Here is a 24,096-nt window from a genome sequence, read left to right on the forward strand (position 1 = left end):
AAGCAAGCAGTGCATCCCTGCTGGCGTTGGGCTTCGCTACGCTCAGCGCCAACCTACGGGGTTGTGCCTAGGCAACGTAGGTTGGGCTGAGACGGCTCTATCGTCGAAGCCCAGCAAGCAAGCAATGCATCCCTGCTGGCATTGGGCTTTGCTACGCTCAGCGCCAACCTACGGAGTTGTGCCTAGGCAACGTAGGTTGGGCTGAGACGGCTCTATCGTCGAGGCCCAACAAGCAAGCAATGCATCCGTGCTGGCATTGGGCTTTGCTACGCTCAGCGCCAACCCGTGGGGATGTATCCGGGCGGCGTGGGTGGGGCTTACCAGCTACCGCAGGCCCTGGCACCTCCTTGAATTCCGGGCATGAAAAAGGGCGCCAAGGCGCCCTTTTTCATCTACCGCCAGAATCAGCGGGTGTGGTTTTCCCGCGACTCGTTACGCTTGCGGTCGATCTCGGCCTGAGCGGCTTCATCTGCCTGCACCGTGTCGGCCTTGGGGGCTTCGGCGGAGCTATCGTGCTCACCGGTCAGGGCGACGTTGGCCGCTTCTTCCTGGGCAGGGCTAGGCACGACTTCGACGGGCTCTTCCACCACGATTGGCGCGGACTCGGCTTCAGCGGCGGGCAGCTCTTCGGCGGCCTGGACGGGCTGAGCCTCGGGTGCCTGCTGCGGCTCTACGGTCCCTACCGCTGCGGTAGCGAAGGTTTCCTCGGTTTCCGCGATGGCGCCCAGGGCAGGGGCTTGCGCATCCTGCTCGGCCTGCTCGGCCTGCTTGGCACGGGCAGCCTCAGCTTCACGGGCCAGGCGCTCACGGCGACGACGCTCGCGCGGATCATTGGAGGCGCGACCTGCAGCCGATTCTGCCGCGTCGGTCTCGACCGGTGCTGTGGGGATGGGCGCGGTTGCAGTTACCGGAGCGACCTGCTCGGCGACCGGTGCGGCGATTTCCACTTCCTGATGCGGTGCACGCTCGTCCTGCAGCTGGCTCACCTGGGGGGTGAGGATCTCCGGCTGGGCAGGGGCGTCGGCGGCAGGCTGCTCCAGCGCAGCTTCCTGAGTCGCTTCGGCGGCGGCAGGAGTGGTGTCGGCAGCGACTGTCGGTTCCTGCTGGCGAACGTCACGAACCTCTTCCTGGGTAGCAATGGCGGTCACGCTTTCGCTGACCACGACGGCGGTACCCAGGGCGACCGCGGCCGGCGCGACAGGGGCATCGGTGGCTGCAGTACTCTGCTCTTCGTCTTCGATGAAGTTGCCGTTGGCATCACGCTGACGCTCGCGACGGTTGCTGCGACGACGCTGACCGCGGGAACGGCGACGCGGACGCTCTTCGCCTTCTTCCAGCTCCTCGTTGCCGTCCAGTACCTCTTCCTCGTTCAGCTCTTCGGCACTGGCCGCTTCCTGACGCTCTTCGCGCACCTTGCGTTCTTCGCGCGATTGACGCTCTTCACGCGGCTTGCGCTCTTCGCGAGCCGGACGCTCTTCGGCACTCACGCGCTCTTCGCGGGGCTGACGCTCCTCACGAGGTTGGCGCTCTTCGCGGGGCTGACGCTCCTCACGAGGTTGGCGCTCTTCGCGGGGCTGACGCTCTTCACGCGGCTGACGCTCTTCGCGAGAGGCGCGCTCCTCACGGGGCTGGCGCTCTTCGCGCGGCTGACGCTCCTCGCGGGCTGGCGTTCTTCACGCGGTTGACGCTCTTCGCGGTTGGCGCGCTCTTCACGGGGCTGACGCTCCTCGCGAGCCGGACGATCTTCGCGGGCCTGACGCTCTTCGCGGGGCTGACGCTCTTCACGCGGCTTGCGCTCTTCGCGGGCCGGGCGCTCGCTACGCTCGCCACGGTCAGCGCGGGGCTGACGCTCTTCACGCGGCTTGCGCTCGTCGTCACGACGGCCTTCGCGGCGGCGATTCTGCTGGCGACCGTTGCGGCGCTCGTCCTGGCTGCGCTGCTCGTCGCTGCTCTTGGCGGCGACCGGCGCGGCAACGGCCTTATCGGCCATCGGCTGCTCTTCGGTCTTGCCGGCGAACAGGCTGACCAGGGACTTCACCAGGCCCTTGAACAGGTTCGGCTCGGTAGTGGCCTTGGCTGCGGGGGCGGCGGGCGCCACGACTTCGGCGGTGACCGGAGTAGGGGCCGGCGCGCGCTCGGGCGCGACCTTCACCGCCGCTTCCTGGCGCACCAGGGTGCGGGTGGAGCTGACCGGTTGCACCTCTTCGGCTTCGGTATTGGCCATCTCGTAGCTGGACTGGCTGTTCAGCAGCTCGGGATTGTCGTCACGCAGACGCTGCACTTCGAAGTGCGGGGTCTCGATGTGATCGTCTGGCAGGATGATGATGCGCACGCGGGTACGCAACTCGATCTTGGTGATGCTGTTGCGCTTCTCGTTGAGCAGGAAGGACGCGACCTGGATGGGTACGTGGGCACGGACCTCGGCGGTGCGATCCTTGAGGGCTTCTTCCTCGATCAGGCGCAGGATGGCCAGCGACAGGGATTCCACATCGCGGATGATGCCCTGGCCGTTGCAACGGGGGCAGACGATGCCGCTGGTTTCCCGCAGGGAAGGGCGCAGGCGCTGACGGGACATTTCCAGCAGGCCGAAGCGGGAGATGCGACCGATCTGCACGCGAGCGCGGTCGGCTTCCAGGGCTTCGCGGACACGATCTTCCACGGCGCGCTGGTTTTTGACCGGGGTCATGTCGATGAAGTCGATGACGATCAGGCCGCCGATGTCGCGCAGGCGCAGCTGGCGGGCGATTTCCTCAGCCGCTTCCAGGTTGGTCTGCAGGGCGGTTTCTTCGATGTCGCCACCCTTGGTGGCGCGCGCCGAGTTGATGTCGATGGACACCAGGGCTTCGGTGGGGTCGATGACGATGGAGCCACCCGACGGCAGCTTCACTTCGCGCTGGAAGGCGGTCTCGATCTGGCTTTCGATCTGGAAGCGATTGAACAGCGGGACGCTGTCCTGGTACAGCTTGATCTTGCTGGCGTACTGCGGCATCACCTGGCGGATGAAGCTCAGGGCCTCTTCCTGGGCTTCGACGCTGTCGACCAGGACCTCGCCGATGTCCTGGCGCAGGTAGTCGCGGATGGCGCGAATGATGACGTTGCTTTCCTGATAGATCAGGAAGGGACCCTTGCGCTCGCCCGAGGCTTCGTTGATGGCGGACCAGAGTTGCAGCAGGTAATCGAGGTCCCACTGCAGCTCTTCGGTGCTGCGGCCCAGGCCGGCGGTGCGCACGATCAGGCCCATGTCGCCCGGAGCGTTCAGGCCGTTCAGGGCTTCGCGCAGTTCGTTGCGCTCTTCACCCTCGATGCGACGGGAGATGCCGCCCGCGCGGGGATTGTTGGGCATCAGCACCAGGTAGCGACCGGCAAGGCTGATGAAGGTGGTCAGGGCGGCGCCCTTGTTGCCGCGCTCTTCCTTTTCGACCTGGACGACTACTTCCTGGCCTTCGGAGAGCACTTCCTTGATGTTGACGCGGCCTTCCGGGTTCTTCTTGAAGTATTCCCGGGAGATTTCCTTCAGCGGCAGGAAGCCGTGGCGATCGGCGCCGAAGTCGACGAAGGCGGCTTCCAGGCTGGGTTCGATGCGGGTGATGCGGCCTTTGTAGATGTTGGCCTTTTTCTGTTCGCGGGCTCCGGACTCGATGTCCAGATCGAACAGGCGTTGACCGTCGACCAAGGCAACCCGCAATTCCTCGGGCTGGGTCGCGTTGATGAGCATTCTCTTCATGTAATACCACTACGTTCCAGGCTCTCGGCCCGCGTGGTGGCAACAGGATTCAGGAGAAGGGTGCACGGGGTCGTATCGAAACCGGAGTAGCTCCGGTCTTCGTGTCCAGCAGCAGGCCCGGGGGCGTGCCGCGACTACGTCTCCTGCAGGCGCTTGAGCGACTGCCTTTGCAGCTCCGCAGAAGGAGGAATCAACCAGGCATGGTGCGGGCGTGACAGCCGAAAGGCTCGGGCAGCCGGGTCGTCGCGGGATTCGTGTCAGGTGTCGCGGTTGGAGCATCGGCCGTTGGCCTTGAGGCTTCCACCTGCGATCGTCACCTTGGCCGAAGCTGGGCGCGAAGCGGGCTGCAGGCGTACTGTCAGGCTACGCGATACGCTGGTTGTGCATCTCCATCCTGCACACAATCTTCAGGAATCTGGTGCCGCCCGCAAGGTCCGGAGCGGTTGTCGTTTTACAGCTGGCACCCTGGGTGCCGCTGCCTTGGTTACCAGGCGGATCGCAGCTCGCCACTCACCCCCTTGGGCAGAGTCGGCGGTCTGCTGGACGGCCAGACGTCCAGTGACTATTGCATTTGCAGCCTATTATTCGCGGGCGGAATCGACGGCCTCGCGAGCGGTGCCATCCAGACAGGACTGATAACCGCCTCCGGACTATAGCAGCAAGCTTTAAGTGCTTCAAATAAGGGAAAATTGCTATCATCTGCCGATGACTAAGCCTCCTTCTCCCAGCACCGGCGTTCAACTGCTCGATGTGCCCGCCGACTATGCCGGCCAGCGTATCGACAACTTCCTGCGTACCCAACTCAAGGGCGCGCCCAAGACCCTCATCTATCGCATCCTGCGCAAGGGCGAAGTGCGGGTGAACAAGGGGCGCATCAAGCCCGACTATCGTCTACAGGCCGGCGACCAGATTCGCGTACCGCCGCTGCGGCTGTCCGAGCCCGGCGAGCCGGCACCCCTGGCCAAGGGGCTGCTCGAGCGCTTGGAAGAGTCCATCGTCCACGAGGACAAGGCCCTCATCGTCATCAACAAGCCGGCCGGGATCGCCGTACACGGCGGCAGTGGCCTGACCGGCGGGGTCATCGAGGTCTTTCGCCAGCTGCGTCCCGAGGCCCGCGATATCGAGCTGGTCCATCGTCTCGACCGGGATACCTCGGGCCTGCTGATGATCGCCAAGAAACGCAGCATGCTGCGTTTCCTGCACGAGGCCTTGCGTGGCGATGGCGTCGACAAGCGCTATCACGCCCTGGTGCGCGGCCATTGGCCGGCGGCCAAGAAGAAAATCAATGCGCCGCTGCTGAAGAACACGCTCAGATCCGGCGAGCGCATGGTCGAGGTCAACGACGAAGGCAAGGAAGCGCTCACCGAATTCCGCGTGCTGCGGCGCTATGGGGAATTCGCCACCCTGGTCGAGGCGCGGCCGGTGACCGGTCGTACCCATCAGATCCGCGTCCATGCCCGTCATGCCGGGCACGCCATCGCCGGTGATCCCAAATACGGTGATGAAGACTTCTCTCAGGAGATTCGCGAGCTGGGCGGCAAGCGGCTGTTCCTGCACTCGGCGAGTCTGGTGATCCCCTTGCCCGAAGGCGGTGAGCTGCGCCTGGAAGCGCCGGTCGACGGCACCTGGAGCCAGACGCTGGAGCGGCTGGATGCCTGACTACCAGCTGCTGATCTTCGACTGGGACGGCACCCTGGCGGATTCCATCGGCCGGATCGTCGAGGTGATGCACGTGGCGGCCGAACAGCTGGGGCTGCCGCCGCGTAGCGACATGGCCATCAAGGGCATCATCGGCCTGGAGCTGGTCGCGGCCATCCAGACCCTCTATCCGCACCTGGTGACTCCGGCGCAGATCGAGGGCTTTCGCGATGCCTACAGCGCCGAGTTCGTCCGCCGCGAACAGGAGGCATCGCCCCTGTTTCCGGAGGTGATGAGTGGGCTGCAGCGTTTTCGCGCCCAGGGTTACCAACTGGCCGTGGCGACCGGAAAGAGCCGGCGTGGGCTGGCCCGCTCGCTGCAGCAGCATGGCCTGAGCGAGTTCTTCGATATCACCCGTTGCGCCGACGAGACAGCTGGCAAGCCCGATCCGCAGATGGTGCAGGAGATCCTCGCCCATTGCGGTGTCGCCCCGGAGCGTGCCCTGCTGGTGGGAGATGCGGTGTTCGACCTGGAAATGGCCCGGCGTGCCGGGGTCGCTGCGGTCGGGGTCGCCTATGGTGCCCAGCCGGCCGAGGTGCTGAGGGATTTCGGACCGCGCCTGGTGATCGAAGCTTTCGCGGACCTGGCGCTGTGGCTGGGTGACAACGTTGTGGGCAGGAGTGAGGTAGGGCATGGCTGACGAGTGGAAGGAAGACAATGGGCGTGCGCGTCCGGCGGACGACAAGACCTGGGCCCTGATCGAGAAGACCATGCTCGCCAGTGTGCGCGAGCAGCGGCGGGCGCGGCGCTGGGGCATCTTTTTCAAGCTGCTGACCTTCGCCTACCTGATCGTCATGCTGGTGCTGTTCACGCCGCTGCTGTCGTTGGGCAAGAAGGGGGGGGTGACCGAGTCCGGTGCCCATACCGCGCTCATCGAGCTCAAGGGCGTGATCGCCGACGACGAGAAGGCCAGTGCCGACAATGTAGTTACGGCCCTGCGCAAGGCCTTCGACGACAGCAACACCCGTGGCGTGGTACTGCGCATCAACAGCCCAGGCGGCAGTCCGGTGCAATCCGGCTATATCTATGACGAGATCAAGCGCCTGCGCGGCCTGCATCCGGACATCAAGCTGTACGCGGTGATCACCGACCTGGGTGCCTCGGGCGCCTACTATGTGGCCAGTGCGGCCGATGCCATCTATGCCGACAAGGCCAGCCTGGTCGGCTCCATCGGCGTGACCGCGGCTTCCTTCGGCTTCGTCGGCACCATGGAAAAGCTGGGTGTGGAGCGGCGCGTCTACACCTCTGGCGAGCACAAGGCTTTCCTCGATCCCTTCCAGCCGCAGAAGCCCGAGGAAACCCGCTTCTGGCAGCAGGTGCTGGATACCACCCATCAGCAGTTCATCGACAGCGTCAAGAAAGGGCGTGGCGACCGGCTCAAGGTCGAGGATCATCCCGAGTTGTTCTCCGGATTGGTCTGGTCCGGCGAGCAAGCCCTGACCCTGGGACTGATCGATGGCCTGGGCAGTGCCAGCTACGTGGCGCGGGATGTGATCAAGCAAGAGCGGCTGGTGGACTATACCCAGGAAGATTCGCCCTTTGATCGCTTCGCCAAGCGCCTGGGCGCCAGCGTCGCCGAGCGTCTGGCCCTCTATATGGGCTGGCAGGGTCCGACGCTGCGCTAGGGCAGCGTCCAGCAGGTCTCAGGGGACCTGCAGTCCTGCCTCGCGCAGCAGCGCGGCGAGCCGAATGAGGGGGAGGCCGATCAGACTGGTCGGATCCTCTCCCTGCATGGCGTCGAAGAGCGCGATGCCGAGGCCCTCGGCCTTGAAGCTGCCGGCGCAGTCATAGGGCTGTTCCGCCAACAGGTAGCGGTCGATCGTCGCCGCGTCGAGCGGGCGAAAGCGCACCTGGAAATCCACCACCTCGCTACGGCACTCGCCGGTGCGACTGTCCAGCAGGGCGAGTCCGGTATGGAATACCAGCGTCTGGCCACTGGCGCGGGCCAGTTGCTGGTGGGCCCGTTCATGCGTCAAGGGCTTGCCGAGAATCTCGCCATCAATGGCGGTTGCCTGATCCGAGCCGATGATGAGCGTGGGCGCGGGCTGGTCGGCCAGGGCGGCAGCCTTGGCCCGCGCCAGTCGCTCCACCAGCGCCCGGGGGCTTTCGCCGGGTAGCGGCGTCTCGTCGATGTCCGGCGACTGGTGGGCGAAGGGCAGGTGCAACCTTTCCAGCAATTGGCGGCGGTAAGGTGAGCTGGAAGCGAGTAGAATGAGAGGCATCGGTTTGTTCTCGGGCGCGGTCGACCAGAGGTCGGTCGGAATCGCTTCGGGGTTAATTTCCTTTGACAGCCGTAAGGCCGTCCCTATAATGGCGCGCTTATGTTGAATGGGCCAATTCCACCTCAGGTCGATCCTCGCAAATTGGCGGATCGCGGCGTAACCCTCAAGGGTGAGCTGCCTCTCGCGAACATGCGGCGTGTCGGCGAGCAGCTCGTGAAGTCCGAAGGCGCGGTAGCCGTCGTCCTCGACTTCGGGCGTGATCAACAAAAGCAATTCGTCATCCATGGTGTCCTGGATACCGCGGTCGAGATGATTTGCCAGCGTTGTCTGGAGCCGGCAGTGCTTCCTATTAGCAGCGAATTCGATTTCGCCGTGCTCTGGGAAGGGAAGTCGGCCGATGCCTTGCCACAGGGTTACGATGCCCTGGAGGTTGGTGAAGAACCCCTGGATCTGCATAGCCTGATCGAAGAAGAGCTGTTGCTCGCTCTGCCGATCATCCCTGTGCATCCGGAAGGTGCTTGCCAACATCCGGAAGGTTTCGAGGCGCCCGAAGAGCCGGCGGACGAGGAAAAGCGACCCAACCCGTTCAGTGTACTTGCGCAGTTGAAGCGTGACCCAAACGTTTAGGAGTTAAATCATGGCTGTTCAGCAGAACAAAAAATCCCGTTCCGCTCGCGACATGCGTCGTTCGCACGACGCCCTCGAAGCGAACGCTCTGTCCGTGGAAAAGAGCACCGGTGAAGTTCACCTGCGCCACCACGTGTCGCCCGACGGTTTCTACCGCGGTCGCAAAGTGATCGACAAGGGTTCCGACGAGTAATCCTCGATCGAAATCGTCATCGCGATCGATGCAATGGGCGGGGACTTCGGTTCCCGCTGCATTGTTCCTGCTGCACTCGACGCTCTCGAGCGTTTCCCCGCCTTACAGCTTCTCCTCTGTGGTCAGCGCGACGCCCTGTCGGCCTGGTCACCGCCTGCCTCCCTCGCCAACCGCCTGCAGTTCGAATACGTCGATGCCCTCGTCGGGCCCGATGAGCGACCCGCTGCTGTGGTACGAAGTCGCACCCGGACCTCCATGCATGCCGCCCTCGAAGCGGTCCAGCAGGGGCGTGCCCAGGGCTGCCTGAGTGCCGGCAATACCGGGGCCTGGATGGCGCTCGCGCGACAGCTGCTCGGGACGCTGCCGGACATCGATCGACCCGCCATGGTATCGGCGCTGCCCGGGCGGGACAGGCATCAGACGCTGCTGCTGGATCTCGGCGCCAACCTCGACACCTCGGCCGAACAGCTGGTGCAGTTCGCCTATCTGGGCGCGGGGGCGGCCCAGGCGCGGGGTCTGGTGCGGCCAAGGGTCGCGCTACTGAACGTCGGGCGCGAACCGGGCAAGGGCACGCCGGTGATCCAGGACGCCGCCCGGCGCCTCGCTCAGAGTCAGGCCTTCGATTTCATCGGCTTCGTCGAAGGCAGCGATCTCTATGCCGCCGCAGCCGACGTGGTGGTCTGCGATGGCTTCACCGGCAACGCCGTGCTCAAGTCCGGCGAGGCGCTGCTGCGCCTGTTGGTCGAGCGCAGTGGCACGGCCTCCTGGCTCGAACGTCGGTTGCTGCAACCCTGGCTGGCCCGCCGTTTCCGTCATTGGAATCCGGAGCTGCACAATGGCGCGAGCTTTCTCGGCTTGAACGCGGTGGTGGTGAAGAGCCATGGCGCGGCAGGCGAAGTCGGTCTCGTTCAGGCCATCGAGCGCGCTCTGCGCGACGTGGAGACTGATCTGCCTGGCCGTATCCGGTTAAACTTGGCGGCTCTGAAAGCGGTGTGACCGACCGGTCGACACCGACATCTCAGTCTGTCAGTGGCGGAATCGCGGTTTCGCCAGCAATGGACCTACAAGAGACCTGCCTATGTCCGCCTCTCTCGCTTTCGTCTTTCCCGGTCAGGGTTCCCAGGCCCTGGGCATGCTGGGTGAGTTGGCCACGCACCATGCGCTGATCGGCGAAACCTTCGCTGAAGCCTCCGCCGTCCTCGGCTACGACCTCTGGGCGCTGACCCAGCAGGGCCCCCAGGAGTCGCTCAACCAGACCGACCGTACCCAGCCCGCCATCCTGACCGCCTCCATCGCGTTGTGGCGTCTGTGGCTGGCCGAAGGCGGCACCAAGCCGGCCTATGTCGCCGGTCACAGCCTGGGCGAGTACTCGGCGCTGGTTGCCGCGGGCAGCCTGCCGTTCGCCGAGGCGGTACGCCTGGTGGCGCGTCGCGGTGAGCTGATGCAGCAGGCCGTGCCGGCCGGGCAGGGTGGCATGGCCGCCATCCTGGGTCTGGAAGATGCCCAGGTGCTGGCCGCCTGTGCCGAAGCCGCCCAGGGCGAGGTCGTGAGCGCCGTCAATTTCAATGCCCCGGGTCAGGTGGTGATCGCCGGTGCCGCCGCCGCGGTAGCGCGCGCCATCGAGGCTTGCAAGGCGCTGGGTGCCAAGCGCGCCGTGGCCCTGCCGGTCAGCGTGCCGTCCCACTGCGAGCTGATGCGCCCGGCGGCCGAGCGGTTCGCCGAGGACGTACGCGGCTGCACCTGGAGCCAGCCGGAGATTCCGGTGGTGCAAAACGTCAATGCCGGCGTCAACACCGACCTGGACAGCCTCCAGCAGGATCTGCTGGCCCAGCTCTACAGTCCGGTGCGCTGGGTCGAATCCGTGCAGTACCTGGCTGCCCAGGGCGTCACCCACCTGGTGGAGTGCGGCCCCGGCAAGGTGCTGGCCGGTCTGAACAAGAGATGCGTCAAGGGCGTGGAAACGCTGGCCCTGGACACCCCCGACGCCTTCGCCGCCGCGCGCGCGGCTTTTTGAATCGAGGAAACGAGATGAGTCTGCAAGGTAAGGTCGCCCTGGTCACGGGCGCCACCCGTGGTATCGGTCAAGCCATCGCCCTGGAACTGGGCCGCCTGGGCGCCACTGTGATCGGCACCGCGACCAGTGAGGCGGGCGCCCAGCGCATCGCCGAGTCGCTCAAGGCCAACGGTATCGAAGGCACCGGTCTGGTGCTCAACGTCTCCGACAACGCCTCCGTCGCGGCTGCCCTCGAGCAGGTCCAGGCACAATTCGGCGCCCCGTCGATCCTGGTCAACAACGCCGGCATCACCCGCGACAACCTGATGCTGCGGATGAAGGACGACGAGTGGTTCGACGTGATCGATACCAACCTCAACAGCCTGTTCCGCCTGTCCAAGGCTGTGCTCAAGGGCATGACCAAGGGCCGCTGGGGTCGCATCGTCAGCATCGGCTCGGTGGTGGGAGCCATGGGCAATGCCGGCCAAGCCAACTACGCCGCCGCCAAGGCCGGTCTCGAGGGCTTCACCCGGGCGCTGGCTCGCGAGGTGGGTTCGCGCAACATCACCGTCAACGCCGTTGCGCCTGGCTTCATCGACACCGACATGACCCGTGAACTGCCGGAAGCCCAGCGCACCGCGCTGCTGACCCAGATCCCGGCCGGCCGCCTCGGCCAGGCCGACGAGATCGCCAAGGTGGTCGGCTTCCTGGCCGGCGAGGGCGCGGCCTATGTGACCGGCGCCACGATCCCCGTGAACGGCGGAATGTACATGAGCTGACCGGCGTTACCCCCGCGCGGCTATTGCGCTAAGCTGGTAAACTGTCGGACCAGCAATGGCCGTGCATACGTCTTGATGTCGCGTCAGCTTGAAATACGGAAATCCCTTTCTATACACTTACGCGCAATCCGTTGTGCGGATTTTTCCTTTAGGAGTGAGAACACGGTATGAGCACCATCGAAGAACGCGTTAAGAAGATCGTCGCTGAGCAGCTCGGCGTGAAGGAAGAGGAAGTTACCAACAGCGCTTCCTTCGTCGAGGATCTGGGCGCCGACTCCCTTGACACCGTCGAACTGGTGATGGCTCTGGAAGAGGAATTCGAGACCGAAATCCCGGACGAGCAGGCTGAGAAGATCACCACCGTCCAGGAAGCTATCGACTACATCGTTGCTCACCAGCAATAAGTAGTCGCCAGTTTCGGACACAAGAAGCCGCACGTCCTGTAGGGCGTGCGGCTTTTCTTTAGGTCCAAGGTCAAGATCGCTGGAATCGGCTTTTTTTAAGAGGGGTGGCCGCCCCGGAAGGACAAGAGGAGTTGGGTGTGTCGCGTAGACGTGTCGTGATCACGGGTATGGGCATGGTATCGCCGCTTGGCGCCGATGTGGCGAGCAGCTGGGAAGGCATCCTGGCCGGTCGCAGCGGTATCGCGCCGATCGAGCATATGGACGTCTCTGCCTTCAGCACGCGGATCGGCGGATCGGTCAAGGGATTCGACGTGGAGCAGTACCTGTCCGCGAAGGAAGCCCGCAAGCTGGATCTGTTCATCCAATACGGTCTCGCTGCCAGCTTCCAGGCCATGCGTGACAGCGGTATCGAGGTCAACGATGGCAATCGCGAGCGCATGGGTGTCGCCATGGGTTCCGGCATCGGCGGACTGACCAATATCGAGGCGAATTGCCAGTCGCTGCTCGCCCAGGGTCCACGCCGTATTTCCCCCTTTTTCGTCCCGGGCTCCATCATCAACATGGTGTCCGGTTTCCTGTCGATCCATCTGGGTCTGCAGGGTCCCAACTATGCCATCGCCACCGCCTGCACCACGGCGACGCATTGCATCGGCATGGCGGCGCGCAACATCGCCTACGACGAGGCCGATGTCATGGTCGCCGGCGGTTCGGAGATGGCGACCTCGGGTCTGGGGCTGGGTGGCTTCGGCGCGGCGCGTGCCCTGTCGACCCGCAACGACGATCCGACCCGCGCCAGCCGGCCCTGGGATCGCGACCGTGATGGCTTCGTGCTGTCCGATGGCGCCGGCGCCCTGGTGCTGGAAGAGTACGAGCACGCCAAGGCGCGGGGCGCCCGCATCTATGCCGAGCTGATTGGTTTCGGCATGAGCGCGGACGCCTTCCACATGACCGCACCGCCGGAAGACGGCGCGGGTGCCGCGCGCTGTATGAGAGCGACCCTCAAGGACGCCGGCATCGCGCCGGAAGCGGTCGACTACGTCAACGCCCATGGCACCTCCACGCCAGCCGGCGACCTGGCTGAAGTGGCTGCCCTCAAGCAGGTGTTCGGTGAGCAGGCCAAGCGTCTGAGCGTGAGTTCCACCAAGTCCATGACCGGTCACCTGCTGGGTGCCGCGGGTGCGGTGGAGGCCATCTTCACGGTACTCGCCCTGCGCGATCAGGTGGCGCCGCCCACCATCAACCTGGACCATCCCAGCGACGGCTGCGATCTGGACTTCGTGCCCCACGAGGCGCGGCAGCGGCCCATCGAAGTGGCCCTGTCCAATTCGTTCGGCTTTGGTGGCACCAACGGTAGTCTGGTGTTCCGGCGCTTCGACGCTTGATCCAGGACTGGCTCAATGGCCAACCGCTGGATCCCGGCCTGCAACGCGACCGGGGTCTGGCCTATGGCGATGGGCTGTTCGAGACCATCGCGGTACGCCGGGGCCAGCCGCGTCTGTTGGACCGTCACCTGCAGCGGCTGGCCACGGGTTGCCAGCGGCTGCGTATTCCCGGCGACATCGCGCAGCTGGACGCCGAGATCCGCGCCTATGCGACGCTGCTGGGAGAGGGTGTCGCCAAGCTGCTGCTCACCCGTGGTAATGGCCTGCGCGGTTATGCCCCGCCGGCCGAGCCCGAGGTACGACGGCTGTTGCTGGGCTCCCCGGCACCGGCCTATCCGGCAGTCCATGCCGCCGAGGGCATCGCCCTCTATCCCTGCACCACTCGCCTGGCGCACCAGCCGTTGCTGGCCGGACTCAAGCACCTGAATCGACTCGAACAGGTGCTGGCGCGTGGGGAGTGGAGTAGCACCGAGTATGCCGAAGGCCTGATGCTGGCTCAGGACGGCAGGCCGATCGAAGGGGTGTTCAGTAATCTGTTCCTGGTCCGCGCGGGGCGGCTGCTGACTCCCGCGCTCGACGGCTGTGGCGTGGCCGGCGTGATGCGTGGCCTGCTGCTCGACATCGCCGCCGCGGAGGGCATCCCGACCGAGGTGCTATCGCTGTCGCGGGATGACCTGCTCGGTGCCGACGAAGTTTTCCTCTGCAACAGCCAATACGGTATCTGGCCCGTGCGCCGGTACGCAGCCGCGAACTGGTCCGTGGGGCCGGTGACCCGTAAACTGCAAGGTTCGATAAACGAGATTCTGGAATAGCCGATGCGTAAGGCGAGAGCTCTGCTTACGGCGCTGCTGGCCGCTGGCGGCCTGCTGCTGGTCCTGGCCGGTTGGCGCCAGCACCAGGCGCTGATTCAGCCGCTGAAGGTCGACGGCGAGCAACTGATCGAGATCCCCAAGGGGGCGAGCCCAGGCGGCAGTCTGCTGCGCCTGGAAGAGCAGGGGGTGCTCGACGGCGCCTTCTGGCTACGCCTGTACTGGCGCTTCAATCTGGCAGGGCAGACGCTGCATAGCGGTGAATACCGCCTGACCCCGGGCATGACCGTGGAGCAGCTGTTCGGCCTCTGGCGCAAGGGCGAGGTGGTGCAGTACGGCCTCACCCTGGTGGAAGGCTGGAATTTCCGGCAGGTGCGCGCTGCCCTGGCGCGGCAGCCCAAGCTCGAACACGATACCGCCGAGCTGGACGATGCCGCCCTGATGAAACGCCTGGGGCTGGAGGGCCAGCATCCCGAGGGGCGCTTCTTTCCCGATACCTATCGCTATGTGAAGGGCCAGCGCGAGTCGGATCTGTTGCGCCAGGCCAATCAGCGCCTGCAGGCCGTACTCGACCAGGAATGGCAGGAGCGCGATCCCGCGGTGCCCTACAAGGACGCCTACCAGGCACTGATCATGGCGTCGCTGGTGGAGAAAGAGACCGGCGTGCCCGAAGAGCGCGACGAGATCGCCGGCGTCTTCGTCCGGCGCCTGGCGGCCGGCATGCTGCTGCAGACCGATCCCACGGTGATCTACGGCATGGGCGAGCGCTATAACGGCCGGATCACCCGCGCCGATCTGCGCGAGCCCTCGCCCTACAACACCTATCTCAACGCGGGATTGCCGCCGACGCCGATCGCCATGCCGGGACGCGAAGCCATCCATGCGGCGCTGCATCCCAAGGATGGCGACAGCCTGTATTTCGTCGCCCGTGGCGATGGCAGCCATGTCTTTTCCAAGGACCTGGAGGCGCACAATCAGGCGGTCCGCGACTTCCAGCTCAAGCGGCGCTCCGACTATCGCTCCAGTCCCGCTCCGCAGACGCCCGAAACCAAGGAAACCCCATGACGGCAAACGGCCTGTTCATCACCCTCGAAGGCCCCGAGGGCGCGGGCAAGAGCACCAACCGCGACTATCTCGCCGAACTCCTCGGCGCCAGTGGGCGTGAAGTGGTGCTGACCCGCGAGCCGGGTGGCACGCCGCTGGCCGAGCGCATCCGCGAGATCCTGCTGGCGCCGGCCGCCGAGCCCATGGCCGTGGATACCGAATTGCTGCTGATGTTCGCCGCCCGTGCCCAGCATCTGGCCCAGGTCGTCCGGCCCGCCCTGGCGCGGGGTGCCTTGGTGCTCTGCGATCGCTTCGTCGATGCGACCTATGCCTACCAGGGCGGCGGTCGCGGTGTCCCCGTGGAGCGCATCGCCACGCTGGAAGCCTTCGTGCTGGGCGATCTGCAACCCGACCTGACCCTGGTATTCGATCTGCCGGTGGAGATCGGCCTGGCCCGGGCGGCCCGCCGTGGTGCCCTGGACAGATTCGAGCAGGAGCAGCGCGCCTTTTTCGAAGCGGTGCGCCAGACCTATCTGGACCGCGCCCAGGCCGTGCCAGCGCGTTATCGCCTGATCGATGCCTCGCGCAGCCTGGCCGAGGTACAGGCGGAGCTGCGCGCCCTGGTCGCCACCCTGGAGCCGACGTCAGGTGGCTGACGTCTATCCCTGGCAGCAGGCGCTCTGGGCGCGGATCTCGTCCCGGCGGCAGCATGCTCATGCCTATCTCCTGCATGGTCCCCGCGGCATCGGCAAGCGCGACCTGGCCGAGCGCTTGGCCGCGTTGCTGCTCTGCCAGGCGCCCCAGGGCGATGCCGCCTGCGGCCAGTGCAAGGCGTGCTCGCTCCTGAGGGCAGGTACGCACCCCGATTATTGTGTGATCCAGCCGGAAGAGGCCGAGAAGCCCATCCGTGTCGATCAGATCCGCGGCCTGGTGGACTTCGTCTCCCAGACCGCCCAGTTGGGTGGGCGCAAGCTGATCCTGCTGGAGCCGGTCGAGGCGATGAACCTCAATGCCGCCAATGCCCTGCTCAAAAGTCTGGAAGAGCCCTCGGGCGCTACCGTGCTGCTGCTGGTGAGCCACCAGCCGAGTCGTCTGCTGCCCACCGTGCGCAGCCGCTGTGTGCAGCAGGCCTGTCCGGTGCCCTCGCGCGCCGAGAGTCTCACCTGGCTGGGCGAATGCTTGCCTGACCTGGACGCGGAAATCCGCACCCAGTTGCTGGTGCTGGCCGGCGGCTCGCCGCTGGCAGCCCTGCGTCTGCATGGCGAGGACGTGCTCGCCCGCCGGGCCCTGGTGGTGGAAGGGGTGAAGCGCCTGCTCAAGCGCCAGGCAGCACCCAGTCAACTGGCCGAGAGCTGGAACGCCGTACCCCTGCCGCTGCTGCTCGACTGGTTCTGCGAATGGACCCATGGCGTGCTGCGTCAGCAGTGGGGTGGCGCCGATGCCGAAGCCGCGCCGGACATGGCCAAGGTGCTGGGTTACCTGGCTGAGAAGAGCGTGCCGCACGAGGTGCTGGCCCTGCAGGAATGGCTGCATGCCGAGCGGCAGAAGGTGCTGGGCAAAGCCAACCTCAACCGCGTATTGTTGCTGGAATCGCTGTTGATCCGCTGGGCCGGCCTGGTGCCCGGACGCTAGCGATCCGCGCGTTCGTCTTGCCTGTCTCGAGAGAATCTCATGAGTTTGCCGCAGAACCTGGGCCCCCGTAATGGCATCCTGTCCCTCACCATCAAGGACAAGTCGGTGCTCTATGCCGCCTACATGCCCTTCATCCGCAACGGTGGCCTGTTCATTCCCACGGGCAAGACCTACAAGTTGGGTGACGAGGTCTTCATGCTGCTCAACCTGATGGACGAGCCGGACAAGATTCCGGTTGCCGGCAAGGTGGTTTGGATCACCCCCAAGGGCGCCCAGGGCAATAGAGCCGCCGGAGTCGGCGTGCAGTTCAACGAAGGCGACAATACCGCGCGCAACAAGATCGAAACCTATCTGGCCGGCTCGCTGAAGTCGGACCGTCCCACCCATACCATGTGAGACTGTCGCCGTCCCGCTCGGGGCGGGGCCTCTCCTGATTCAAGGCTATTTCTCGTGCACTTCGTCGACTCCCACTGTCACCTGGATCGACTCGATCTTTCCCTTCATGACGGCTCCCTGGATGCAGCGCTGGATGCTGCGCGCGCTCGGGGCGTCAGCCAGTTCCTCTGCATCGGCGTCGATGCCGGCAACGCGCCCACGGTGCAGGCCCTGGCCGAACGCTATGCCGATGTCCACTGCGCGGTGGGCATTCACCCGCTGGATGCCGCCCAGGGCAGCGCCATCGATCTCGACTGGCTGCTGGAGCGGCTGGCCCATCCGCGCGTCGCCGCCATCGGCGAGACCGGCCTCGACTATCACTACCAGCCCGACACCGCCGAGATCCAGCAGCAGTCCTTCGCCCTGCACCTCGAAGCGGCCCGCCGCACGGCGCTGCCCCTGGTGATCCATACCCGGGAAGCGCGCGCCGACACCCTGGCGATGCTGGGCGCCGCCGACCTGCCGGGCGCCGGGGTGCTGCACTGCTTCACCGAGGACTGGGCAACGGCCAAGGCCGCTCTGGACCTGGGCTTCTACATCTCCTTTTCCGGCATCCTGACCTTTCGCAATGCCGCCGAGCTGCGCGACGTCGCGCGCCAGGTGCCGGCCGATCGCCTGCTGGTGGAAACCGATTCGCCCTATCTGGCCCCGGTACCTCACCGCGGCAAGGCCAATCTGCCGCAATTCGTGGTCGAGGTCGCTCAATGTCTGGCCGACGTGCGAGGGGTGAGCTTGGCAACCCTTGCCGAGCAGACCACCGCCAACTTCCGCCGGCTGTTTCCCCGCGCTGCCCTCTAGGCAAAAAAATGGCCCGGGTATCCTGGGATACCCGGGCCGGACCAGCGGATCGCCAAGACAGAGAACCGCCTCCCTGGCCCGCGCCGCGGGGGTCGACGCGGCCAGTCACTTGAGTATTGGCCAGCGCGGGGAAAGGTCCAGTCGGGATTGGACGTTTTTTAAACAGTTTTGGAATAGCGCTGCCCCAACACTGGCTATCCCGTGCCTTTCGACCATTAGAAGCGCGCCAGCGCCCCCACCAGATCCAGGGTCTGCTCCAGCACGTGCTCGCTGGTATAGAAGTGCGGCGATAGGCGAATGCCCGGACCTCGCTGGGCGCAGACCACGTCGGCGGTCTTGAGGCGTTCGAACAGTTGGCGGTTGTCCCAGCCTTCGAGCGAGAAGGTGAGGATGCCTGAGCGGCGCTCGGCATTGACCGGCGAATGCAGGATCGCGCCGGGCAGGCGACGGATATGGCTGTCGAGCAGCTCGATCCGCGCCAGCAAGTCCTTACCGACCTGCTCCATGCCGGCATCTTCCAGCAGTGACAGACTCGCCTCCAGGGCCACGGCACCCAGCATGTTGGGGCTGCCGCACTCGAAGCGCATCGCCGTCTTGGCCGGTTGCCATTCGCGCTGGCTGTAGTCGCCGGCGTTGTCCAGCATGTGCCAGCCGTATTCGTGCAGTTTCAATTGCTCGCGCAGATCGGCGCGGCAATAGAAGACCCCCAGGCCTTCCGGGCCAAGCATCCACTTGTGGCCATCGGCCATGGCGAAGGCGCAGTTGCAGGCCTGGGCATCGAAGGGCAGGGCGCCCAGTTGCTGGATGGCATCGACGCACAGCAGCACGCCCTTGGCGTCGCAGCCCTGGCCCAACTGAGGCAGATCCAGCCGCAGGCCACTGGCGTACTGCACGGCGCTGATGGCCATGAGTCGGGTGCGCGGACCACAGGCGGCCAGCAGATTGGCTTCGGGGGTGTCACCCAGGTTGACTTCCACCACCTCGACGCCAAAACGCGCCAAGGCTTCCCAGACCACCCGATTGGAGGGGAACTCCTCGTCGCTGATCACCACCTGGTCGCCACTCTGCCAGTCCAGGCCAAAGGCCACGAAGGAGAGGGCCTCGGAGGTGTTCTTCACCAGGGCGATGTCGCTGCTGGACGGCGCATTGAGCAGGCGGGTCAGGCGATCGCGCAGGCGCTGCTCCAGGACCAGCCAGGTCGGATAGTTGCGCGCACCATACTGGCAGTTCTCGGCGGCGAATTCGGTGACGGCCTGCGCGGCGCGCTTGGGCCACGGGGCCACGGCCGCGTGGTTGAGGTATCTCATGGCGTAGGCCTGAGGGAATTCGTGCTTCCAGGAAGACATTGACTCGATCCGTACAATCTGGGTGTGATGGGGCATAATAAGGGGCGCGCCCGCGCGGTTCACCGATGCTTTCGGTGGAGCTCGCCCAAGGTGTGACGAAGTGCCGGTATGCCGAGGGGCAACTGGCGATTCGAAGGCCCTATCCCTTTTCAAAACAACAAGTGGGCTGCCATGCAGAAAGAATCCCGCAAAGTCCGCGAGTTCCGTCGCCGCGAACAGGAAATCCTCGATACCGCTCTGCAATTGTTTCTCTCCGAAGGAGAAGACAGCGTTACCGTCGAGATGATCGCCGAGGCGGTCGGTATCGGCAAAGGCACCATCTACAAGCACTTCAATTCCAAGGCCGAGATCTATCTGCGCCTGATGCTGGATTACGAGCGGGACCTGGCCGAGCTGTTCCAGTCGGACAACGTCGCCCGGGATCGCGAAGCGCTCTCCCGCGCCTATTTCGAATTCCGCATGAGCGATCCGCAGCGCTATCGCCTGTTCGATCGACTCGAGGAAAAGGTGGTCAAGACGCGTCAGGTGCCCGAACTGGTCGAGCAGCTGCACAGCATCCGCACCTCCAATTTCCAGCGGCTGACCAGCCTGATCGAAGGTCGGATCGACGAAGGCAAGCTCGAGGACGTCCCGCCCTATTTCCATTACTGCGCCGCCTGGGCGCTGGTGCACGGGGCCGTGGCCCTTTACCATTCGCCGTTCTGGCGCGACGTGCTGGAGGATCAGGAAGGTTTCTTCCAGTTCCTCATGGAGATCGGCGTGCGCATGGGCAACCGCCGCAAGCGAGACGTCGAAACGCCTGTCCGATCCTAGGGTCCGATAGAGGCAAGGGATGCCGCGTCATCCCTTTTCTCTTGTTCTAGTGGAGTACCCCCAAGATGATCGTCGACCGCCAGGGTAGGGCGTTTCGCAACTTGCGGATCAGCCTCACGGCGGCCTGCAACTATGCCTGTACGTACTGCGTGCCCAACGGCAAGCGGCTTGTGGCGGCGCAGGACGAACTCAGTGCCGAGACCATGGCCCGGGGCGTGGAATACCTCATCGATGCCGCCGGCATCGAACGGCTGCGCATCACCGGGGGCGAACCCCTGGTCACGCCGCGGCTGGAGCCCTTTCTCGCCCGTGTCTCCCAGCTCGGTCTCAAGGACATTAGCCTGACCACCAATGGTCAGCTGCTGCCACGCAAGCTGGACTTCCTCATCGATCACGGCATCCGGCGCCTCAACGTCTCGCTCGATACCCTCGACGCCGAGGCCTTTCCCCGTCTGGCGCGCGGTGGTGACCTGGCCACGGTGCTGGCCGGACTCGAAGCGGCGCGTGCTGCCGGACTCAAGATCAAGCTCAACATGGTGCCCCTGCGTGGCCAGAATCTCGACCAGGTGCTACCGTTGCTGGACTACTGCCTGGAGCGCGGTTTCGAGCTCAGATTCATCGAGCTGATGCGCATGGGGCACCTGGCCAAGAATCCCGCGACCTTCAATAACCAGCTGGTGCCCCTTGCCGAATTGCTGGAGATCATCGGTTCGCGCCATGCCTATGTGCAGGCCGATGCACCGGTGGATTCCACCGCGCTGCGCTATCGCGTCGAGTCGGGCGGTCACTTCGGCATCATCGCCAATGAAAGCGTGCCCTTCTGCCGGACCTGCTCGCGGCTGCGCCTGTCGTCCACCGGCTGGCTGCATGGCTGCCTGTCGTCGAGCAACCGCCACTATGTCGGCGATCTGCTGGACAAGCCGCGTCATCTGGCCCTGCCGGCGTTGCAGCGGTTGCTGGTCAAGGCCTTGGGCGACAAGCAGGATGTGGCCTTCTCGGGCGGCGTGACCGTCATGAAGATCATCGGCGGCTGATTCACCCGTTGCGCCTGGAGCTGGCGCGAAAGCTGCTAAGGCCCCTGTATCGACGACAACTTGGCGCCGGACAGGGGTCTGCTTTTCATGGTCAAACTGCGTTTTCTCTTCATTTCCGTGCTGCTGGCCTGCCTGGGTGGCTGCATGAACGTCAGCGACATGGCGTCCGGTGTCGAGTACCACCTGCGCGACGCGGGGCTGCTCGACTACAGCAAGACCCAGCGGCTGAACAACTTTCGCTTGCAGGCCGACTCCTATATCTACATAGCCCAGGGCGCCTTCGTACCCATCGGCCATCCTTATGCTCGACCCAACGTGGTAGCCGAAGAGGCCTTCAAGGGCTTCGTGGAGTTTTTCCCGCGGGTAAGGCGCGCGGACAAGCCCGAGGGCTTCGATGAAGCCATGGCCAAGGCCCGGCAACTGGGCGCCCACTATGTGCTCTATACCCGCTTCGCCGGCGCAGACGATCGCATCGGCACGTGGGAGGAGTGGGAAGATCAGGACGATATCGGGCGGGTCGGTCGCGATCGCAGCGTCGTGCAGATGATGCTGGTGGAGGTCGCCACCTTTCGCCTGGTGGACACCGCACGGATCCGTAGTCGTGGCGGTTTCCTGACGTTCTATGACGAGCGCCCGGAAGACCTGCTCGGACCAGCGCTCAATCAATACGCCCAACGCCTGCTAGGGTTGGGCAGTCGCTAGAGGAAAAAGACGTGAGCCAGGCCGATGTGACGCGCAACCTGTTGGCGCAACTGCCGACGGGCGAAGAGGGCAGTCTGCCGCCCGTGGACCTCTGGCATCCGCCCTTCTGTGGCGACATCGACATGCGCATCGCCCGTGATGGGACCTGGTACCACCGGGGTACGCCCATCACCCGCCCGGCCATGGTGCGCCTGTTCTCTACCATCCTGCGTCGCGATCCCGAGCGCTATGTACTGGTGACGCCCGTGGAATGCGTGGGCATCCAGGTGGAAGACGTGCCCTTCCTGGTCGTGGACGTCGAGTGGAGTGGCAGTGGCAAGGCGCAGGCCCTGGATCTGGTCACCAACGTGGGCGACAGGGTCGCCGTCGCTGCCGAGCATCCGCTGCGCTTCGAAGAACAGGATGACCAGCCGGCACCCTATGTACGGGTGCGTGGCGGGCTGGACGCGCGGCTCAATCGGGCGGTGTTCTATCGGCTGATGGAGAGGGTCGAGGAGGGCACCCACGAGGGCCGGGCCTGGCTCGGCCTCTGGAGTCGCGGCAGCTTCTTTCCCGTCGCGCCCGTTGAATAGAGAAAGGGCCCCGAAGGGCCCTTTTTTTTACGCTTACATGTTGGGGTAGTTGGGACCACCGCTGCCTTCCGGCGCCACCCAGGTGATGTTCTGCGCCGGATCCTTGATGTCGCAGGTCTTGCAGTGGACGCAGTTCTGGGCATTGATCTGGAAGCGCGGCTCGCCGCCATCGCGGACCACCTCGTAGACCCCGGCCGGGCAATAGCGCTGCGCCGGTTCGTCGTACAACGGCAGATTCTGCGCGATGGGAATCGACGGGTCCTTGAGCTTCAGGTGAACCGGCTGGTCTTCCTCGTGGTTGGTGTTGGAGAGGAACACCGAGGACAGCTTGTCGAAGCTCAGCTTGCCATCCGGCTTGGGATAGCTGATGCGTTGCGCCTCGTCGGCCTTCTTCAGGCAGGTGTGGTCCATGCGTCGGTCGTGCAGGGTGAAGGGCAGGGCGCCACCCAGCAGGTTGTGCTCGACGAAGGCGAAGGCCGGGCCCAGCAGCGGACCGAACTTGTGCATGGCCGGACCGAAGTTGCGGCTGGCATGGAGTTCTTCCTGCACCCAGCTGCCCTTGAAGCCATCCACGTAACCCTGGAGTTCGTCACCCTCGCGACCGGCTGCCAGGGCGGCGACGATGGCGTCGGCGGCGAGCATGCCGGACTTCATGGCGGTGTGGCTGCCCTTGATCTTGGCCGGGTTGAGGGTGCCCAGGTCGCAACCGATCAGGGCGCCACCGGGAAAGACCATCTTCGGCAGGGAATTCAGGCCACCCTTGACCAGGGCACGGGCGCCATAGGAGACGCGCTTGCCGCCTTCCAGGTACTGGGCCACCACCGGGTGGTGCTTGTAGCGCTGGAATTCGTCGTAGGGCGAGAGGTGCGGATTGCTGTAGGCCAGGTCGACGATCAGACCAACCACCACCTGGTTGTCTTCCAGGTGATAGAGGAAGGAACCACCCGGATTCTCCTTGTCCAGCGGCCAGCCGGAGGTATGGATCACCAGGCCCTGCTCGTGCTTGGCCGGATCGATCTCCCACAGCTCCTTGATGCCGATGCCGTAGTGCTGCGGATCGGCACCTTCGCCAAGCTTGAATTTCTGGCCCAGCTGCTTGCCCAGATGGCCACGGCAGCCTTCGGCGAACAGGGTGTACTTGCCGCGCAGCTCCATGCCGGGGGTGTAGACCCCCTCCTTGGGCTGGCCTTCGCGATCCACGCCCAGGTCGCCGGTGATGATGCCGCGCACCACGCCCTGCTCATCGATCAGCGGCTCCTGGGCGGCGAAGCCCGGATAGATCTCCACGCCCAGGGCTTCGGCCTGCTGGCCGAGCCAGCGGCACAGATTGCCCAGGGAAATGATGTAGTTGCCCTCGTTGTGCATGGGCTTGGGCACGAAGAAATTCGGCACCTTGGTCGCCTGACGATCATCCTTGAGCAGGTAGATGTCGTCGCGTTTGACCGGGGTGTTCAGGGGCGCGCCGAGTTCCTTCCAGTTGGGAAAGAGCTCGTCCAGGGCGCGGGGTTCGAAGACCGCACCGGAGAGAATGTGGGCACCGACCTCGGAGCCTTTCTCGACCACGCACACACTGATTTCCTGGCCGTTTTCGGCGGCCTGCTGCTTGAGGCGACAGGCCGCGGACAGGCCCGCGGGGCCGGCCCCGACGATCACCACGTCGAATTCCATGTATTCGCGTTCCACGGCTTACTCTCCTCAGGCAAAACTCACGATCTGGTTATTTATGTAGGGGTGCAACAAAAGACTTCATTATATCCGGCGTGCTCCCTGGCACCCATTCAAACGTTTGTTTAAATTTTCTGCAAGCCTGTTAGACTCGGGAGTTACCAGCCCCTGACGGACTGTCGCGTTGACCCCTGCTGCCGTGGAGGTCAACATAAGAAGAATTT

At 64.8% G+C, this 24,096-nt stretch carries 23 protein-coding genes and 1 pseudogene; 20 read left to right on the plus strand and 4 right to left on the minus strand.

Annotation, left to right across the window (positions count from 1 at the left end):
• Positions 1-404 precede the first annotated feature (404 nt).
• Positions 405-3,724, minus strand: a pseudogene (gene rne, locus C722_RS25130) (ribonuclease E).
• Positions 3,725-4,429: 705 nt separating this feature from the next.
• On the opposite strand from rne, the gene rluC reads away from it, so the two are divergent.
• Genes rluC through sppA form a run of 3 tightly spaced genes read left to right on the plus strand, consistent with a single transcriptional unit; the run spans position 4,430 to position 7,047 of the window.
• Positions 4,430-5,383 carry a 23S rRNA pseudouridine(955/2504/2580) synthase RluC gene (gene rluC / locus C722_RS0118135; protein WP_017641874.1) on the plus strand — a complete coding sequence of 318 codons (954 nt, stop codon included), beginning with the start codon at positions 4,430-4,432 and terminating at the stop codon, positions 5,381-5,383.
• Positions 5,376-6,062 (plus strand): HAD-IIIA family hydrolase, encoded by a 687-nt coding sequence (locus C722_RS0118140; RefSeq protein ID WP_017641875.1) that lies wholly within the window; start codon positions 5,376-5,378, stop codon positions 6,060-6,062. Before rluC ends, C722_RS0118140 begins: the two co-directional genes overlap by 8 nt.
• On the plus strand, positions 6,055-7,047 hold the full coding sequence (gene sppA, locus C722_RS0118145) for a signal peptide peptidase SppA (RefSeq protein ID WP_017641876.1): 993 nt from the start codon (positions 6,055-6,057) through the stop codon (positions 7,045-7,047). Before C722_RS0118140 ends, sppA begins: the two co-directional genes overlap by 8 nt.
• Positions 7,048-7,065: 18 nt before the next feature.
• Here sppA and C722_RS0118150 read toward each other — a convergent pair whose 3' ends face one another.
• Positions 7,066-7,644 (minus strand): nucleoside triphosphate pyrophosphatase, encoded by a 579-nt coding sequence (locus tag C722_RS0118150; protein ID WP_026083935.1) that lies wholly within the window; start codon positions 7,642-7,644, stop codon positions 7,066-7,068.
• Positions 7,645-7,743: 99 nt separating this feature from the next.
• On the opposite strand from C722_RS0118150, the gene C722_RS25895 reads away from it, so the two are divergent.
• The 13 genes from C722_RS25895 to C722_RS0118210 all read left to right on the plus strand — a co-directional run bounded on the left by C722_RS25895 (position 7,744) and on the right by C722_RS0118210 (position 17,740).
• Positions 7,744-8,271: a YceD family protein gene (locus tag C722_RS25895; protein WP_081594602.1), complete on the plus strand. Its 528-nt coding sequence runs from the start codon at positions 7,744-7,746 to the stop codon at positions 8,269-8,271.
• Between the two features lie 10 nt (positions 8,272-8,281).
• Complete coding sequence (gene rpmF, locus C722_RS0118155) at positions 8,282-8,464, plus strand: 50S ribosomal protein L32 (protein WP_007160601.1); 183 nt, start codon at positions 8,282-8,284, stop codon at positions 8,462-8,464.
• Between the two features lie 6 nt (positions 8,465-8,470).
• Positions 8,471-9,460: a phosphate acyltransferase PlsX gene (plsX, locus tag C722_RS25135; RefSeq protein ID WP_311136205.1), complete on the plus strand. Its 990-nt coding sequence runs from the start codon at positions 8,471-8,473 to the stop codon at positions 9,458-9,460.
• A gap of 82 nt (positions 9,461-9,542) precedes the next feature.
• On the plus strand, positions 9,543-10,478 hold the full coding sequence (gene fabD / locus C722_RS0118165; RefSeq protein ID WP_017641879.1) for an ACP S-malonyltransferase: 936 nt from the start codon (positions 9,543-9,545) through the stop codon (positions 10,476-10,478).
• 14 nt (positions 10,479-10,492) lie between these two features.
• The gene (gene fabG, locus C722_RS0118170; RefSeq protein ID WP_017641880.1) at positions 10,493-11,236 is read left to right on the plus strand and encodes a 3-oxoacyl-ACP reductase FabG; all 744 of its coding nucleotides are present in this window, start codon (positions 10,493-10,495) and stop codon (positions 11,234-11,236) included.
• 167 nt (positions 11,237-11,403) lie between these two features.
• Entirely contained in the window at positions 11,404-11,640 is a 237-nt protein-coding gene (gene acpP / locus C722_RS0118175; RefSeq protein WP_007160597.1) for an acyl carrier protein, read from the plus strand.
• A gap of 137 nt (positions 11,641-11,777) precedes the next feature.
• Entirely contained in the window at positions 11,778-13,022 is a 1,245-nt protein-coding gene (gene fabF, locus C722_RS0118180) for a beta-ketoacyl-ACP synthase II (protein ID WP_026083937.1), read from the plus strand.
• Positions 13,022-13,834 carry an aminodeoxychorismate lyase gene (gene pabC / locus C722_RS0118185; protein WP_026083938.1) on the plus strand — a complete coding sequence of 271 codons (813 nt, stop codon included), beginning with the start codon at positions 13,022-13,024 and terminating at the stop codon, positions 13,832-13,834. The genes fabF and pabC overlap by 1 nt, the downstream gene beginning before the upstream one ends.
• Before the next feature lie 3 nt (positions 13,835-13,837).
• Entirely contained in the window at positions 13,838-14,896 is a 1,059-nt protein-coding gene (mltG, locus tag C722_RS0118190; RefSeq protein ID WP_017641883.1) for an endolytic transglycosylase MltG, read from the plus strand.
• Positions 14,893-15,531 (plus strand): dTMP kinase, encoded by a 639-nt coding sequence (gene tmk / locus C722_RS0118195; protein ID WP_017641884.1) that lies wholly within the window; start codon positions 14,893-14,895, stop codon positions 15,529-15,531. The genes mltG and tmk overlap by 4 nt, the downstream gene beginning before the upstream one ends.
• The gene (locus C722_RS0118200) at positions 15,524-16,507 is read left to right on the plus strand and encodes a DNA polymerase III subunit delta' (protein ID WP_017641885.1); all 984 of its coding nucleotides are present in this window, start codon (positions 15,524-15,526) and stop codon (positions 16,505-16,507) included. Before tmk ends, C722_RS0118200 begins: the two co-directional genes overlap by 8 nt.
• A 39-nt stretch (positions 16,508-16,546) precedes the next feature.
• A complete protein-coding gene (locus C722_RS0118205; protein ID WP_017641886.1) occupies positions 16,547-16,903 on the plus strand; it encodes a PilZ domain-containing protein in 357 nt (118 codons plus the stop codon).
• A gap of 54 nt (positions 16,904-16,957) precedes the next feature.
• Entirely contained in the window at positions 16,958-17,740 is a 783-nt protein-coding gene (locus C722_RS0118210) for a TatD family hydrolase (protein ID WP_017641887.1), read from the plus strand.
• A 215-nt stretch (positions 17,741-17,955) separates the two neighbouring features.
• Here the strand turns inward: C722_RS0118210 and C722_RS0118215 are convergent, their stop codons facing one another.
• Complete coding sequence (locus C722_RS0118215) at positions 17,956-19,086, minus strand: aminotransferase class V-fold PLP-dependent enzyme (RefSeq protein WP_017641888.1); 1,131 nt, start codon at positions 19,084-19,086, stop codon at positions 17,956-17,958.
• 171 nt (positions 19,087-19,257) lie between these two features.
• Here C722_RS0118215 and C722_RS0118220 point away from each other — a divergent pair, with 171 nt between their 5' ends.
• The 4 genes from C722_RS0118220 (at position 19,258) to C722_RS0118235 (ending at position 22,207) form a co-directional block, all read left to right on the plus strand.
• Entirely contained in the window at positions 19,258-19,899 is a 642-nt protein-coding gene (locus tag C722_RS0118220; protein ID WP_007160588.1) for a TetR/AcrR family transcriptional regulator, read from the plus strand.
• Positions 19,900-19,964: 65 nt separating this feature from the next.
• Complete coding sequence (locus tag C722_RS0118225) at positions 19,965-20,933, plus strand: GTP 3',8-cyclase MoaA (RefSeq protein ID WP_017641889.1); 969 nt, start codon at positions 19,965-19,967, stop codon at positions 20,931-20,933.
• An 87-nt stretch (positions 20,934-21,020) separates the two neighbouring features.
• Positions 21,021-21,635 carry a DUF4823 domain-containing protein gene (locus C722_RS0118230; RefSeq protein WP_017641890.1) on the plus strand — a complete coding sequence of 205 codons (615 nt, stop codon included), beginning with the start codon at positions 21,021-21,023 and terminating at the stop codon, positions 21,633-21,635.
• A gap of 11 nt (positions 21,636-21,646) precedes the next feature.
• Entirely contained in the window at positions 21,647-22,207 is a 561-nt protein-coding gene (locus C722_RS0118235) for a DUF1285 domain-containing protein (protein ID WP_017641891.1), read from the plus strand.
• Positions 22,208-22,240: 33 nt separating this feature from the next.
• Here the strand turns inward: C722_RS0118235 and C722_RS0118240 are convergent, their stop codons facing one another.
• Entirely contained in the window at positions 22,241-23,890 is a 1,650-nt protein-coding gene (locus C722_RS0118240; protein ID WP_017641892.1) for an electron transfer flavoprotein-ubiquinone oxidoreductase, read from the minus strand.
• Positions 23,891-24,096 lie beyond the last annotated feature (206 nt).

This window comes from Pseudomonas sp. 313 (assembly GCF_000316965.1).
GTDB lineage: Bacteria > Pseudomonadota > Gammaproteobacteria > Pseudomonadales > Pseudomonadaceae > Chryseomonas > Chryseomonas benzopyrenica.